Source organism: Vibrio sp. MMG023 (assembly GCF_021654215.1).
GTDB classification, from domain to species: Bacteria; Pseudomonadota; Gammaproteobacteria; order Enterobacterales; family Vibrionaceae; genus Vibrio; species Vibrio jasicida.
Genome location: NZ_JAKFZP010000006.1, coordinates 67,797 through 82,459, shown reverse-complemented (window position 1 = coordinate 82,459; position 14,663 = coordinate 67,797). Strand labels below are relative to the sequence as shown.

At 45.2% G+C, this 14,663-nt stretch carries 12 protein-coding genes and 1 other annotated feature; of the genes, 10 read left to right on the top strand and 2 right to left on the bottom strand.

What is annotated here, in order from left to right:
• The first annotated feature begins 192 nt into the window (after window positions 1–192).
• The 4 genes from L1076_RS19050 (at window position 193) to L1076_RS19035 (ending at window position 5,965) form a co-directional block, all read left to right on the top strand.
• Window positions 193–1,137 (top strand): TIGR01212 family radical SAM protein, encoded by a 945-nt coding sequence (locus tag L1076_RS19050; RefSeq protein WP_237304283.1) that lies wholly within the window; start codon window positions 193–195, stop codon window positions 1,135–1,137.
• A 50-nt stretch (window positions 1,138–1,187) separates the two neighbouring features.
• Window positions 1,188–2,933 (top strand): diguanylate cyclase, encoded by a 1,746-nt coding sequence (locus tag L1076_RS19045; RefSeq protein ID WP_039974756.1) that lies wholly within the window; start codon window positions 1,188–1,190, stop codon window positions 2,931–2,933.
• Window positions 2,934–3,153: 220 nt separating this feature from the next.
• On the top strand, window positions 3,154–5,514 hold the full coding sequence (arcB, locus tag L1076_RS19040; protein ID WP_186176454.1) for an aerobic respiration two-component sensor histidine kinase ArcB: 2,361 nt from the start codon (window positions 3,154–3,156) through the stop codon (window positions 5,512–5,514).
• A 1-nt stretch (window position 5,515) separates the two neighbouring features.
• Entirely contained in the window at window positions 5,516–5,965 is a 450-nt protein-coding gene (locus L1076_RS19035; RefSeq protein ID WP_038866326.1) for a hypothetical protein, read from the top strand.
• Window positions 5,966–6,034: 69 nt separating this feature from the next.
• On the opposite strand, the gene arcA is transcribed toward L1076_RS19035, so the two are convergent.
• Entirely contained in the window at window positions 6,035–6,751 is a 717-nt protein-coding gene (arcA, locus tag L1076_RS19030) for a two-component system response regulator ArcA (protein WP_038866329.1), read from the bottom strand.
• 361 nt (window positions 6,752–7,112) lie between these two features.
• Between arcA and L1076_RS19025 the strand changes: the two genes are divergently transcribed.
• A complete protein-coding gene (locus L1076_RS19025; protein ID WP_038866331.1) occupies window positions 7,113–7,520 on the top strand; it encodes a DUF3293 domain-containing protein in 408 nt (135 codons plus the stop codon).
• Between the two features lie 53 nt (window positions 7,521–7,573).
• Window positions 7,574–8,056, top strand: coding sequence for a putative 4-hydroxy-4-methyl-2-oxoglutarate aldolase (locus L1076_RS19020; protein WP_038866333.1), 483 nt, complete (start codon window positions 7,574–7,576; stop codon window positions 8,054–8,056).
• Here the strand turns inward: L1076_RS19020 and L1076_RS19015 are convergent.
• The gene (locus L1076_RS19015; protein ID WP_038866336.1) at window positions 8,053–8,523 is read right to left on the bottom strand and encodes a hypothetical protein; all 471 of its coding nucleotides are present in this window, start codon (window positions 8,521–8,523) and stop codon (window positions 8,053–8,055) included. The two genes, L1076_RS19020 and L1076_RS19015, sit on opposite strands and share 4 nt — an antisense overlap.
• A 440-nt stretch (window positions 8,524–8,963) precedes the next feature.
• Window positions 8,964–9,083: a sequence feature (Thr leader region), on the top strand.
• A 53-nt stretch (window positions 9,084–9,136) separates the two neighbouring features.
• Between L1076_RS19015 and thrA the strand changes: the two genes are divergently transcribed.
• The 4 genes from thrA (at window position 9,137) to L1076_RS18995 (ending at window position 14,650) form a co-directional block, all read left to right on the top strand.
• Complete coding sequence (thrA, locus tag L1076_RS19010) at window positions 9,137–11,596, top strand: bifunctional aspartate kinase/homoserine dehydrogenase I (RefSeq protein ID WP_237304282.1); 2,460 nt, start codon at window positions 9,137–9,139, stop codon at window positions 11,594–11,596.
• A 20-nt stretch (window positions 11,597–11,616) separates the two neighbouring features.
• On the top strand, window positions 11,617–12,573 hold the full coding sequence (thrB, locus tag L1076_RS19005; RefSeq protein WP_038866340.1) for a homoserine kinase: 957 nt from the start codon (window positions 11,617–11,619) through the stop codon (window positions 12,571–12,573).
• Window positions 12,570–13,850, top strand: a complete 1,281-nt coding sequence (gene thrC / locus L1076_RS19000; protein ID WP_132698637.1) for a threonine synthase — start codon at window positions 12,570–12,572, stop codon at window positions 13,848–13,850. Before thrB ends, thrC begins: the two co-directional genes overlap by 4 nt.
• 140 nt (window positions 13,851–13,990) lie before the next feature.
• Window positions 13,991–14,650, top strand: coding sequence for an NAD(P)H-dependent oxidoreductase (locus L1076_RS18995; RefSeq protein WP_237304281.1), 660 nt, complete (start codon window positions 13,991–13,993; stop codon window positions 14,648–14,650).
• Window positions 14,651–14,663: the final 13 nt, after the last annotated feature.

The following is a 14,663-nucleotide window of genomic DNA, read 5'->3' as shown; positions in this document are numbered from 1 at the left end:
TAAATATGCACTTTTTGTTTAACAATTGCGCAACATAGCTGCTTTTAGGTTGGTTTTATGCAGTTTTATTGATTTCAAACCATTATGCTCTTGTTTGAATTGACTAGAATTATTTGTTTTTTCTTGCAGGGATGTAATTTATTTACATAGATCGTAGTGAGATTTATTACGGTTTACGATTGGTGAGAATCTATGCAGTTACATGAGTTGGTCAACACACTAGGTCAAGACCTTCAGCGTCGTTACGGCGAAAAAGTCCATAAGCTGACTTTACATGGTGGCTTTAGCTGCCCAAACCGCGACGGCACCATTGGTCGAGGTGGTTGCACGTTTTGTAATGTCGCGTCCTTTGCGGATGAAGAAGTCCAGATCAAAAGCATTCATGATCAATTGAAAGATCGTGCGGGAGAGATCCATCGTGCGAAAAAGTACCTTGCTTACTTCCAAGCCTATACCAGCACATACGCGGAAGTGCAGGTATTGAAAAATATGTATGAAGAAGCTCTCAAGGCCGCTGACATCGTGGGGTTGTGTGTAGGCACTCGTCCAGATTGTGTTCCTGATGCCGTATTGGATCTGTTGTCGGATTATGTCAATCAAGGTTATGAGATCTGGTTGGAATTGGGCCTTCAAACTGCCAAAAACGACACACTTAAGCGAATCAACCGAGGTCACGATTTTGAATGCTATGCTGATATCACCAAGCGCGCTCGTGCGCTAGGCATCAAAGTATGTACTCATCTTATTGTTGGCTTACCAAAAGAAACACGCAGCGATAACATTGAAACACTGCGTAAAGTCCTTGAAGTAGGCACTGATGGCATCAAGTTGCATGGTTTGCATATTGTTGATGGTAGCACGATGGCAAAGGCATGGCGTGCTGGAAAACTAGAAGCTCCAGAATTGGAAGAGTATGTAGCGATTGCCAGTGAAATGATCCGTATGACCCCTAAAGAGGTGATTTATCATCGTGTCTCTTCGGCTGCACGTCGCCCAACATTGCTCTCCCCGTTGTGGTGTGAAAACCGTTGGCTTGCGATGACAGAGATAGGAAGAGCTTTGGATCGCGAGGGGGCTCAGGGCAGTTTGAATGGTGACCTTTTCATCTATAGTAAGCCAGAATTAAAGGCAGATTGATCGATTAATAACTGGTATATTTTTCCCGATTTGCATTAAAGGTCGGAAAAATGGATCAGTTACTCGATTGGTTATGGGATGGGTGGGGCAACTACGAATTTGTAGTCCTGCTCTTTTTCGTGTTTGCCGTTGCCGTTACATTAATTTATTTACGTTTTCAAACCGCTTTAAAGTACGTTGTTACTGATTCTCCTTATCCTGTGCTTGTGGTTGATGCTAACCATGGGCAGCCTCTGTTATCCAACCATCCCGCGATGCAACTATTGGGTATTCGTCCTTTAGGTTCTGGTTTCCTTTATCCGGCTTCATTTAATTTAGATGAACTTGTCGTATTGCTTGATAGCTTTTCAAGCCGACAATTTCGCCAGCAAATTTTTGACTGGCGTTTATCCGATGGTGAAAGCATCAAAGTTGAGTTATCTGGTCGAAAGAGCTTACTGCGTAGGCAAAGAGTATGGATTCTGTATGCTCAAAGTCATCAAATGACCCAGAAAGATCAGCAACAAGAACTGGCCCAACTAAACATTGCTCGTTCTGCCTTGGACTCGTTGTCTGAATTGATTTGTTTGCAAGATCAACAAGGCAAAGTACTGACCACTAACCGCGCGTTTGATCAATTTTGGCAAGGTCGAGAAAACGAAGCATGCACTTCAAAATCCAGTTCGATGTCTGCTAGAAAAAGTGACCGTCGTTGGACAACGGATCCTCAAGGACGCAGTTGTTTGCTAGAAGTGAATCAGAATTCACTAGTGTCTCAAACTGGGGAAATGATAGGGACGCTGTCAATTAGCCATGATGTAACTGAATGGCATAAGATGCAGCAAAACTTACGTGATGAAATGGAGCGTCGTAAAGATACGGAAGTGGCTCTGGCTCAACGTGACACCATTCTTCAGACCATTTTGGACGCCAGTCCAGATTCGATCGGTATCTTCAATGAAAACATGGTGTATCAAGCGTGTAATAAGCCGTTTGTGAATGCTTTAGGGATTCCAGATGTTTCAGACCTAATTGGAAAGCGTCTACAAGATGTGATCCCTGAAGATATTTACATCCGCCTAGAAGCCAGTGATCTTCAGGCTTTACAGCAAACTCACCCCGTGCGTTATATCGACAAAGTGACCAGTACCGACGGTTATTACACATGGTTTGATGTGGTGAAGTCACCCTTTAAAGATAAAGCTTCTGGTACCAATGGTGTGCTGATCATGGCTCGCGATATTTCTGAACGTTATCTTGCGGAGCAGAAACTGGAAGAAGCCAACTTGGAGTTGGAGAAACTCAGTTTCTTAGACAGCCTAACTCAAGTCGCAAACCGACGCCGATTTGACGAGCAGCTGGATACGCTTTGGTACCATCATGTTCGAGAGAAGCTACCTCTGTGTATCATGCTATGTGATATCGACTTCTTTAAGCGCTATAACGACTGCTACGGCCATCAACAAGGTGATGAGGCGCTAATTAAAGTGGCATCGGTATTCCAGCAGGTGGTCAGTCGCTCTTCTGATTGTGTCGCTCGTTATGGTGGTGAGGAGTTCGCTTTCATCTTGCCAAATACCACGACGGAAGGGGCTCAAAAAGTCGCTCTGCGGATACATGAACGCATTCATGACCTCGGCATCGAACATTGCTGTTCAGAAGCTTTTGCTCAATTGACAGTCAGTATCGGCTTTGTCTCTTACATTCCTCAGCACGGCGATGAACCTGAAATGGGGGTCGCGATGGCAGATAGTGCACTCTACCAAGCGAAGGCCGATGGTCGTGATCGAACCAGTGTTCATCCAAGTTCTTGCTAACGCTTTGTGACCGCTTGCTCTAAGTTGAGAGTAGGCGGTTTTAATCACCGTATTAAACACGTTAAACTGCTCATACATGGTGTGAGGTGTCTGCTAGCCCTGAAGCTTCGCTGGTTCGCCAATGTGTATTGCCAAACTTAAAACAGCTCGAAATATCTTCACTGTTTTAACTTCTCTAACCGTCAGGGCTCGATATCTAGCTTGTTCCATGGAGTAGTGAATGAAGCCCATGAAAAACCTCGCCCAGTACTATGTTGACCTATTGGTTAAGCTGGGGATTGTCCGTTTCTCTATATTGCTGGCCTTAGCGCTGGTGGCACTGGCTGTTGTGGTGCAAGTTGGTATTACGCTCGCCTTGAAAGGGAACGTCGACGATATTGATATTGTTCGTTCTGTTTTCTTTGGTCTGCTTATTACCCCTTGGGCGGTGTATTTTCTTTCCGTTGTTGTTGATCAGCTAGAAGAATCTCGTCAACGATTGACCAAACTAGTCTCTAAGCTGAAAGACATGCGCTCGCGTGACCAAGAACTGAACTTCCAATTGCAGCAGAACATTGAAAAGCTCAATCAAGAAATTGAAGAGCGCATTAAAGCGGAAGAAGCGCGCGAAGAAGCCATGCAAGATTTGGAGAACGAAGTATTCCAACGTGAACGCACTCAGTTAGAGCTTGCCGAGCGTACCGCACTTTTACGCTCTTTCATTGATGCATCTCCAGACTTGATTTACTACCGTAACGCCGATGGTGTCTTCTCTGGTTGTAACCGAGCAATGGAAGAACTCACTGGTAAGAAAGAGCATCAATTGGTGGGCCTAAGCCCATGGGATGTTTACAGCAAAGAAGTGGCCGAGCACATCGTTGATACCGACCAAAAGGTCTTTGCAGACAATCAAGCCATCACTTACGAGCAATGGCTTGAATATCCAGATGGTCGCAAGCACTACTTCGAATTGCGCAAAGTACCTTTCTACAGTAAAGATGGCCGTCACCTTGGTCTGGTTGGCTTTGGACGAGATATTACCGAACGTAAACGCCATGAAGAATCGCTAGAAAAAGCCAGCCGTGACAAGACCACCTTTATTTCCACCATCAGTCATGAACTGCGCACGCCATTGAATGGCATCGTTGGTTTGAGCCGAATGTTGCTCGATAGTCAGTTAACGCAAGAGCAGCGTAAGCACATGCAAACCATTAACGTCAGTGCCATTACATTGGGCAACATCTTCAACGACATTATCGATATGGATAAATTCGACCGTCGTAAATTGGAACTGCTGCCTGCAACATTGAACTTTGAGGATTTTGTAGCAGAGATTGAAAGCATCTCTGCTCTGATGGCGGAGCAGAAAGGGTTGCGTTTCGACCTTGAACGCTTGAGCGCATTACCAAAAGCGATTGAAGTGGATGCGACCCGCCTGCGTCAGGTTATCTGGAACTTGGTTAGCAACGCAATGAAGTTCACCAAAGAAGGTGGCGTCGTCATGACAGTCAGCGCAGATGTCGAAGACGACTACGCGACCATCATCATGGAAGTAGAAGACACGGGCATTGGTATTCCTGAAGAAGAGCTGGATAAGATTTTTGCGATGTACTACCAAGTGAAGTCAGGTAAAGACAACCTTCATGCGGTTGGTACCGGCATTGGTTTGGCGGTTTCTAAGCAGCTTATCAACATGATGGATGGCGATATTACTGTTGCGAGTGAAGAGGGCTTCGGTAGTACCTTTACCGTTTCAATTCACGTTCCGATTGTTGAATTGGAAGAGCCTGTTATCGATGCTCATCGAGATAAAGTGCATCTAAATATCTTTATGGTAGAAGATATCGAACTGAACATTACTGTTGCTAAGTCACTGCTTGAAAGCCTGGGACATACCGTCACTGTAGCCATGACAGGTGAAGAAGCGCTGGTGAACTTTGTACCAGACAAATATGACTTAGCGTTGCTGGATATACAACTACCAGACATGACAGGTTTTGATGTGGCTAAGTACTACCGTGAGCATTACGACAACTTGCCGCCATTAGTAGCACTAACGGCGAATGTGATGAAAGATCGTCGTGAATACTTAGACAATGGTATGGACGATGCAATCAGCAAACCACTTGCGGTACAAGCGATGCAATCAGTGATTGATAAGTTCTTCATTAATCGTATTGATAACCAAGAAGAAGAGGTTGTTGAGCCTGAGCTCGTTGAGGATGTTACACCGACCCCATCGCCCGTCATCAATACCCATTTACTTGATTTGGATATGCTAGAGTCATACGTGGATATCGTGGGTGTGAAACCTGTTTATGACAGTATCAAGATGTTCGAAGACATGATGCCAGACTACATTCAGATTTTAGACTCGAACATGATGGCGAAAGACCAAGATGGTATTGTTTCAGAGGCGCATAAGATCAAAGGCGCCGCGGGCTCTATTGGTCTTAAACACATCCAAAGTGTTGCACAGAAGGCACAATCTCCGGATATGCCTGCTTGGTGGGAAAATATCTCGGACTGGGTCGAAGAAATAAAAAATGAATATCAAAATGACATTCAAGTCTTAAAAAGTTGGTTGGAACAGAGGAAATAACATGAAGAAGTTTGCATCGGCAGCACTGGCAATCGCATTACTTGCTGGTTGTAGTTCTGCTCCTCAAGTGGGTTGGCAAGAAGACAGCCAAATCACCATGAATAAAGTGAATGTTGAGCTGAAAAGCAACTTGTGGGTAAACCTAATGCCAACCATTGGTGAGGTTCAAGAGCAAAATGTACATGGTGCGTTGTACTTGAAATCAGACAAGGAACTACCAGCCAACTTGACCGTGGATTCATTGATCATCAAACAAGGCGATTCTGAATGGCAAATTGATGGTGACTTGCTTGAGTTACGTACTCATAGTGAGAACCAGTGGGAAGTCGCCTTTGTTTGGCAAATTGAAGCGGATATGGAAAAGTCAGTCGACTTAGCTTTGTTATTAGATGATGCTGGTAAGAAAGGCTGGTTGGTTGAGAAACATATTAAGATCGATAAAGTATACTGATATTGCGTTTTCTCAGATAAAAAAAGGGCTTGCTCATGGAGCAAGCCCTTATTGTTTGTGTTGAAGCGATTAGTCTTCTAGATCGCCACAGAAGCGGTAACCTTCACCGTGAATCGTCGCGATGATTTCAGGAGTACCTGATACAGATTCAAAGTGCTTACGAATGCGACGGATAGTCACGTCAACAGTACGGTCGTGTGGCTTAAGCTCACGGCCCGTCATCTTCTTAAGAAGATCAGCACGAGTTTGAATCTTGCCTGGGTTCTCACAGAAATGCAGAAGTGCACGGAACTCAGAACGAGGCAGTTTGTAGCCATCGCCAGCTGGGCTCACAAGAGAGCGGCTGTTGATGTCTAGCACCCAACCGTTGAACTCATATTTTTCTACCGAGCGCTTCTCTTCTTGTACTGCGTTAGTGCTCATTGAGCGGCTTAGCAGGTTACGTGCGCGGATAGTCAGTTCACGTGGGTTGAATGGTTTAGTGATGTAGTCATCAGCACCGATTTCAAGACCTAGGATCTTGTCTACTTCATTGTCACGACCAGTTAGGAACATCAGTGCGATGTTCGCTTGCTCGCGAAGTTCACGTGCTAAAAGGAGACCATTCTTGCCTGGAAGATTAATGTCCATGATAACCAAGTTGATTGAATTTTCAGACAACACTTGGTGCATCTCTTCACCGTCACTGGCTTCAAAAACAGCGTATCCCTCTGCTTCAAAAATACTCTTAAGAGTGTTACGAGTTACTTGCTCATCTTCTACGATAAGAATCTGCGGGGTTTGCATTGGCGGTACCTAAATTTGTGACAAAATTGTGCTAATAGAATAAATTCTAGGCAAAAATATAACATACAGGTAATGTGATTTTGATAATAAATCAAGTTGATCAAAAAAACACTTCTTTCAGTTATCCGCCTTCCTTGGAATTTTGCCAACTCACCAGTATCCGATGGCGACGTTTATTCTATAGGGCTTGTTTACCTTTCATTTCCTAGCCTTCGCGGGGCCTGAAACGTAAACACCCTAAGATATGGAGCGGATTTTATATTGTTAACAGCATGCTAACAATGCTCAAATGTTAATTCCATTCAGTTTGTTGATTTACATCAATTGATGAAATGTAACCGTTATTAATCGTTTAAGAGTTATGATAGAAAAAAGTAATACGAACATAGACGCATCGTTATGGAATGCTTATTCAGAATCTTTCTTTCGTTTTCATACTGATTGGTGCTCTTCAAGCTACGCAGTGATAACCGCTTGGAACCCTTACAGTAATTTGCGGTCAAAAGAGATGAATTGCATAAGTAATCATGAACTCGAAAAGCAATTAAACCACGTTAAACACGTGCCTGTCACGGTTGGTGATCAGGCATTCGAATGGTTTGAAGAAAGTTACGCAGCAGAACTCACGCCAGAAGCGGCGATAGTGCTGGCAAAAGATTTCCAACAAAACGCGATTTACTACGTCATTGATGACGAGCTTTACCTGATAGCGTGTTCAGAACCAGAGATTTTGCACAAGCTTGGTTCGATGAAATCTAGACTGGTATAGAAGGATACTACTCACTGGAGTTTTGCTCGGGTGAGACATTTCACGGAGGAACTATGAGAGACATAACACCAGATATTTGTGACCAATTTGAAGAACAAGTTACGTTGCTAAGTCTGCCATTGCAGAATTTTGGTCAACGTACCGCGTTTCATGGAGAGATAGTCACAGTGCGTTGCTACCATGATAATTCAAAAGTTCGCGAGGTACTGAGCGATAATGGTACTGGCAAAGTACTAATTGTTGACGGACACGGATCTTGTCAAAAAGCCTTGCTAGGCGATCAATTAGCGATTCTTGGGATCGAAAATGGTTGGGAAGGCATCATAGTGTACGGAGCGATTCGCGATGTAGCTCAGATTTCTCAAATGGACATTGGTGTTCAAGCCCTAGGCACATGTCCATTTAAAACAGAAAAGCGTGATGTCGGAGAAGTGAATGTTACGCTGACAATGCAGAACCAAATTGTTCAACCTAAGCATTACGTGTATGCGGATTGGAATGGCGTGTTGATCTCTAAAGAGGCGTTGGATTTTTAAAAGCGGAAGCCAAGTCCGACTTCAAAGCCTTGTTGCCAATCTTGATAATCTAAAGTGGCGTGAAGATCTAAGTTTTCGGTGATTTTTACGCGGCTTGAAACTTCGGCAGCGAGGCTACTGTCTTCTTCACGAATACCTTCGGTCGTTTCCGCTTTATAAGAGCGAACCGTACTTTTAACGGTGACGCGATCATTTAAGTGATAACTGATCCCACTCAAAAAGCCACTTTGGTTTTGCGTTGGTGAATTATTTACACGCGCACCCACGTAAAGATCAACCGAGTCAAACAGCTCATACGCGTAACCGCCATCAATATTCCAGACGTCAAAGCTCTCGGTATGGTAGTTTTCACTAGAAATGAAAAGCTTGTGTGGGGAAGCTGTGGTTTTTCCTGGGAGAGGTGGCAGCTCATTTGCAGCACAAATGCTAGGCACAACAAACAGTAACAGAAAAATCCATTTTTTCATGTTGACCACTCCTTGTGTCGAACTTTGTTATTAGTATGTGCTTAAAGCTTCTCAATATTAAAGCATAGAATATGAAAGTCAGCTCATTTATTTTCTACTTAATTCAATCCTATGAACCTTGATCACAGTTAACTTGTTGTTAATTAGTATTCATGAGGATCGATGTTTTGATCATATGTAGATAGAAGAGGATCAGGTGTCATCACCGCTATTTGCTTCTATATCAAACAGACCGTTGTAGAGAGAGAAAAAGTTCAATTGACTATGATAATTCGCAACCCCTTGTAATTACATTGAAATATCAAAGACATTGCGTAGCAGAAATCACTACAAGACCGGAAAATAGACAATTTTTTGTTGACTCTGTACCGGAAACTCGGTAAACGTAGAGTTAAGCAAACACACAATTATCGTTGAATATTTATTTATGCCATCAAACAGCCTAGTAGTAATGACCACAACCATTATTATTACCAACACGACCAATGTTGGGGCAGGCTGCTGAGCGAAAGAAATTCACAAAAAAGGCCTGTATCCAACAAGATACAGGCCTTTTTTTATGCTTTTTTAAATGAAATTTAGACAGAATTAAGAAGATACATCGGAGGAAGGGATGCGAGTATTGAAGTTTGGCGGCTCATCATTAGCAGATGCAGATCGCTTTTTAAGAGCAGCGGATATCATTGCCAATAACGCTCAACAGGAAGACGTTGCCGTTGTGCTTTCTGCACCGGGTAAAACGACCAATAAGCTTGTTGCGGTGATCGAAGGCGCACTTCGAAACGGTGAAGCAGAGCTTCAAATCAATGAGCTAGAAGCGTCGTTTAAAACGCTATTTTCCGAAATCCAAGCGGTTGTTCCAAATGTGGATGGCACGGCTTTCGATAACCAAGTTAAAACCTCACTTTCTCAATTACGTCAATTTGTTCACGGCATTAATCTTCTTGGTATGTGTCCAAACAACGTCAACGCACGCATTATCAGCAAAGGCGAGCGTGTGTCGATTCAACTGATGAAAGCGGTACTAGAAGCAAAAGGCCAACCTGCGCATCTTATCGATCCGGTTGAGTACCTATACGCGGAAGGCGATCATCTAGAAGCGATGGTTGATGTTGAAGTCTCTACGCAGAACTTCCGCCAAAACCCGCTTCCAGAAGGCCATGTCAGCATCATGCCGGGCTTTACAGCCGGTAATGAAAAAGGTGAATTGGTAACTCTGGGTCGTAATGGTTCTGATTACTCCGCAGCGGTACTGGCCGCATGTTTGCGTGCAGACTGCTGTGAAATCTGGACTGATGTAGATGGCGTTTACAACTGTGACCCTCGCCTAGTTGAAGATGCACGCCTACTCAAGTCGCTCAGCTACCAAGAAGCGATGGAGCTTTCTTACTTCGGTGCTTCCGTTCTGCATCCAAAAACCATCGCACCAATTGCACAATTTCATATCCCATGCCTGATCAAAAACAGCTTTAATCCACAAGGTGCGGGTACATTGATTGGCCAAGATACTGGCGAAGATAATCTAGATATCAAAGGCATCACGACGCTAAATGATCTAACGATGGTTAACGTGTCTGGCCCAGGTATGAAGGGCATGGTAGGCATGGCAAGCCGTGTCTTTGGTGCGATGTCATCAGCGGGCGTGTCTATCGTCCTTATCACACAATCTTCTTCTGAGTACAGCATCAGCTTCTGTATTGAAGCGCAAGATAAAGCCAAAGCACAGCAAGTGTTGGCTGACGCATTTGAGTTGGAACTAAAAGACGGTTTACTTGAACCAGTCGAGTTCATCGACGATGTGTCTATTGTGACGTTGGTTGGTGATGGTATGCGTACTTCTCGCGGTGTCGCTTCTCGCTTCTTCTCATCTCTTGCTGAAGTGAACGTAAACATCGTGGCAATCGCACAGGGTTCATCTGAGCGTGCTATCTCCGCCGTGATTCCTGAAGACAAAATCTCTGAAGCGATCAAAGCGTGTCACGAGAACCTATTCAACTCTAAGCACTTCCTAGACGTTTTCGTTGTTGGTATTGGCGGTGTTGGTGGTGAGCTGGTGGATCAGATCGAACGTCAACAAGCGAAGCTTGCAGAGAAAGGCATTGTGATCCGCGTGTGTGGCTTGGCAAACAGCAAAGGTCTTCTGCTTGATAGTGAAGGTCTGCCTCTAGAGCATTGGCGTGACCGTATGTCTGCTTCAACTGAAGAATTCAGCCTAGCGCGTCTGATTTCACTGGTGCAACGTAATCACATCATTAACCCTGTGTTAGTTGACTGTACGTCCAGCGAAGCCATTGCGAATCAGTATGCAGACTTCTTAGCCGCAGGTTTCCACGTTGTAACACCAAACAAAAAAGCTAACACGGCAAGCATGGCTTACTACCATCAACTTCGCGATGTAGCGCGCAGCTCTCGTCGTAAGTTGATGTACGAAACAACCGTAGGCGCAGGTCTACCGGTAATCGAAAACCTACAAAACCTCATCTCAGCGGGTGATGAACTAGAGCGCTTCAGCGGCATCCTTTCTGGCTCTCTGTCATACATCTTCGGTAAGTTAGATGAAGGCATGAGTCTAAGTGAAGCGACAAATATCGCGAAACAAAACGGCTTTACGGAACCGGATCCGCGTGACGATCTATCGGGTATGGATGTGGCGCGTAAGCTTCTGATCCTTGCTCGTGAAGCTGGCATGTCTTTAGAACTAGAAGACGTTGTGGTTGATCAAGCTCTGCCACCAGGTTTTGATGATTCAGGCAGCGTTGAAGAGTTTATGGAGCGTTTACCAGAAGCGGACGCGTACTTTAAAGAGCTGTCAGCTAAAGCGGCAGAAGAAGGCAAAGTACTGCGCTACGTGGGGGAAATCGTTGACGGTAAATGCACGGTAAGTATTGCTGCCGTCGATGAAAACGACCCGATGTTTAAGATTAAAGATGGTGAAAACGCACTGGCATTCTACAGCCGCTACTACCAACCAATTCCACTGGTATTACGTGGTTACGGTGCGGGTACCGAGGTAACGGCAGCGGGCGTATTCTCGGATGTGATGCGTACTTTAGGTTGGAAGCTAGGGGTATAACGGCAATGAGTTCAAGTGATATGGATGTTGTGGTTTATGCCCCAGCATCAATTGGTAATGTAAGCGTTGGTTTCGACGTTCTGGGGGCGGCGGTGTCGCCAGTTGATGGCACTCTTTTGGGCGACCGAGTATTGGTAAAGTCAGGAGCTGAGCCATTCAGCCTAAAAACCTCCGGTGACTTCGTTGAAAAGTTGCCTACCGAGCCAAAAGAGAACATTGTTTACGATTGTTGGGTGGTGTTTGCTCGTGAGCTAGACAAAAAAGGCGTCGAGCTAAAACCACTTGAGATGACGCTAGAAAAGAACATGCCAATTGGCTCTGGTTTAGGCTCAAGTGCATGCTCTATCGTTGCGGCATTAGATGCATTGAACCGATTCCATGGACAGCCACTTAACGAGACAGAGTTACTGGCACTGATGGGAGAAATGGAAGGCAAGATCTCTGGTGGTATTCACTACGATAACGTCGCACCATGTTACCTTGGTGGTGTGCAGTTGATGCTTGAAGAGTTGGGTATCATCAGCCAAGAAGTGCCTTGCTTTGATGATTGGTACTGGGTGATGGCGTATCCGGGCATCAAAGTATCAACAGCAGAAGCGCGTGAGATTCTACCATCTCAATACCGTCGACAAGATATCATTGCCCATGGTCGCCACCTTGCAGGCTTTATTCATGCATGTCATTCTGGTCAGCCAGAACTTGCTGCAAAAATGATCAAAGACGTGATCGCAGAACCGTATCGTGAGAAACTGCTTCCGGGTTTTGCGAATGCACGTCAATACGCAGCGTCTGCGGGGGCATTGGCTACCGGTATTTCTGGCAGTGGGCCGACACTGTTCAGTATTTGCAAAGAGAAAGATGTCGCTGAGCGAGTTGCTCGCTGGTTAGAACAGAATTACGTACAAAACGAAGAAGGATTCGTCCATGTTTGTCGTCTAGATAAGCAGGGTTCGAAAGTAACAGGAAGTGAGCTATGAAGCTTTACAATATAAAAGAAAATGATGAACAAGTTTCCTTTGGCCAAGCCGTTCGCCAAGGGTTAGGTCGCAATCAAGGCCTATTTTTCCCATCGGAATTACCAAAATTTGAAGATATCGATGCGCTGCTTGCAGAAGACTTTGTCTCTCGTAGCACTAAGATTCTATCGGCGTTAATTGGCGATGAGCTTGCAGAAGAGCAAGTGAATGCTCTTGTTGATGCTGCGTTCCAATTCCCTGCGCCTATCAACCAAGTAAAAGACGGTGTCTACGCACTGGAGCTGTTCCATGGTCCAACGCTTGCGTTTAAAGACTTTGGTGGTCGCTTTATGGCGCAATCTCTTGCTGCGGTTTCGGATGGCGGCAAGATTACCATTCTGACTGCAACTTCTGGTGATACTGGCGCAGCCGTTGCGCATGCTTTCTACGGTATGGAAGACATCAACGTTGTGATTCTTTACCCGAAAGGCAAGATCAGCCCACTGCAAGAGAAGCTATTCTGTACGCTTGGTAAGAACATCCATACTGTCGCGATCGATGGAGACTTCGATGCGTGTCAGGCACTGGTTAAGCAAGCTTTTGATGATTCTGCACTGCGTGAAGAGATCGGTCTGAACTCTGCAAACTCAATCAACATCAGCCGTTTGATGGCGCAAATCTGTTACTACTTTGAAGCAGCTGCGCAAATGAGCAAACAAGAGCGTGAAAACCTAGTCGTGTCTGTACCAAGCGGTAACTTTGGTAACCTAACTGCTGGTCTACTGGCAAAAGCGCTGGGTTTGCCTATCAAACGCTTTATCGCTGCAACGAATGCTAATGACACGGTTCCGCGCTACCTACAAACAGGTAAGTGGGAGCCAAAACCAACAGTAGCAACAACATCGAACGCGATGGACGTGAGCCAACCAAACAACTGGCCTCGTATCGAAGAACTATGCCGCGTGAAAGAGTGGGGCTTGGAGACGCTAGGTAAAGGTGCAGTATCTGATGAGCAAAGCGCACAGTCAGTAAAAGATCTATACGCACTTGGCTACCTGTGTGAACCGCACGGTGCGATTGCTTACCGCGTGCTTGAAGAGCAATTGCAAGACGGTGAAACAGGTCTGTTCCTATGTACTGCTCACCCTGCGAAGTTCAAAGAAGTGGTGGATGATATTCTAGAATCAGACATCGACCTTCCTGCGCCACTAGCGAAGCACGCAGCGATGGAGCTGCTATCGGAAGATCTCGATGCTGACTTTGACGCATTGAAACAAGTACTGCGCCGCGTGCAGTAAGCTTCAAAAGCACAGTAAGTATCAAAAGCACAAATAACGAGAGGTGAATGAGCAATCATTCACCTTTTTTATTGCCGGTAAGTTTTAACTCTCTTTATGATTGAGAAACGAACTTAACTAAATGAGATGGAAAGAGAAGCATGCATTTTTTGATTTTTATTGGTTCAGTGAGAGACAGCACGCCACCACGACCAGCCCGTTTAGGAATGCGAGTCAGTAGAGCGTGTGAAAAACTCATCGTGAGTCAGCATTCGCAACATACTGTCGAAATCATTGACCCATTGGACTATGACTTTGGCGATGTGTTTAAGCCCGAGTTTGCTTATCACCGCTCTAAAGTGCCAGAGCACCTAAGCGAGCTGGCAAACAAAATCAAACAGGCCGATGGGTATGTGATGGTTAGCCCGGAATACAACCATTCGATGAGTCCAGCCTTGGCAAACATGCTTAACCATTTTGGCAGTTCGCTGTTTTCCTATAAGCCAAGTGCTATCGTGACCTACTCTGCTGGGCAATGGGGTGGTGCTCGTGCTGCAGTGTCGATGCGTACTTTCTTATCTGAGCTGGGGTGCTTGCCTGTGTCTGCAATGATCCACATTCCGAAAGCACAAGAGGTGTTTGATGAGCACGGTGTTGTTGCGGACGAGTCGGAGCTGGCGCAGTGGGACAGCTATATGAATCGCACTATGCATCAATTGATTTGGTGGGCAGAAGGGGCGTCATTGCAAAGAGAGAGGCTTGAACCAACCTCGTTGGCACAAGCGTTTCAGAAAGATCCTTCGCAAAGAAACGCACCTTAGAGGCGAGTTGCTT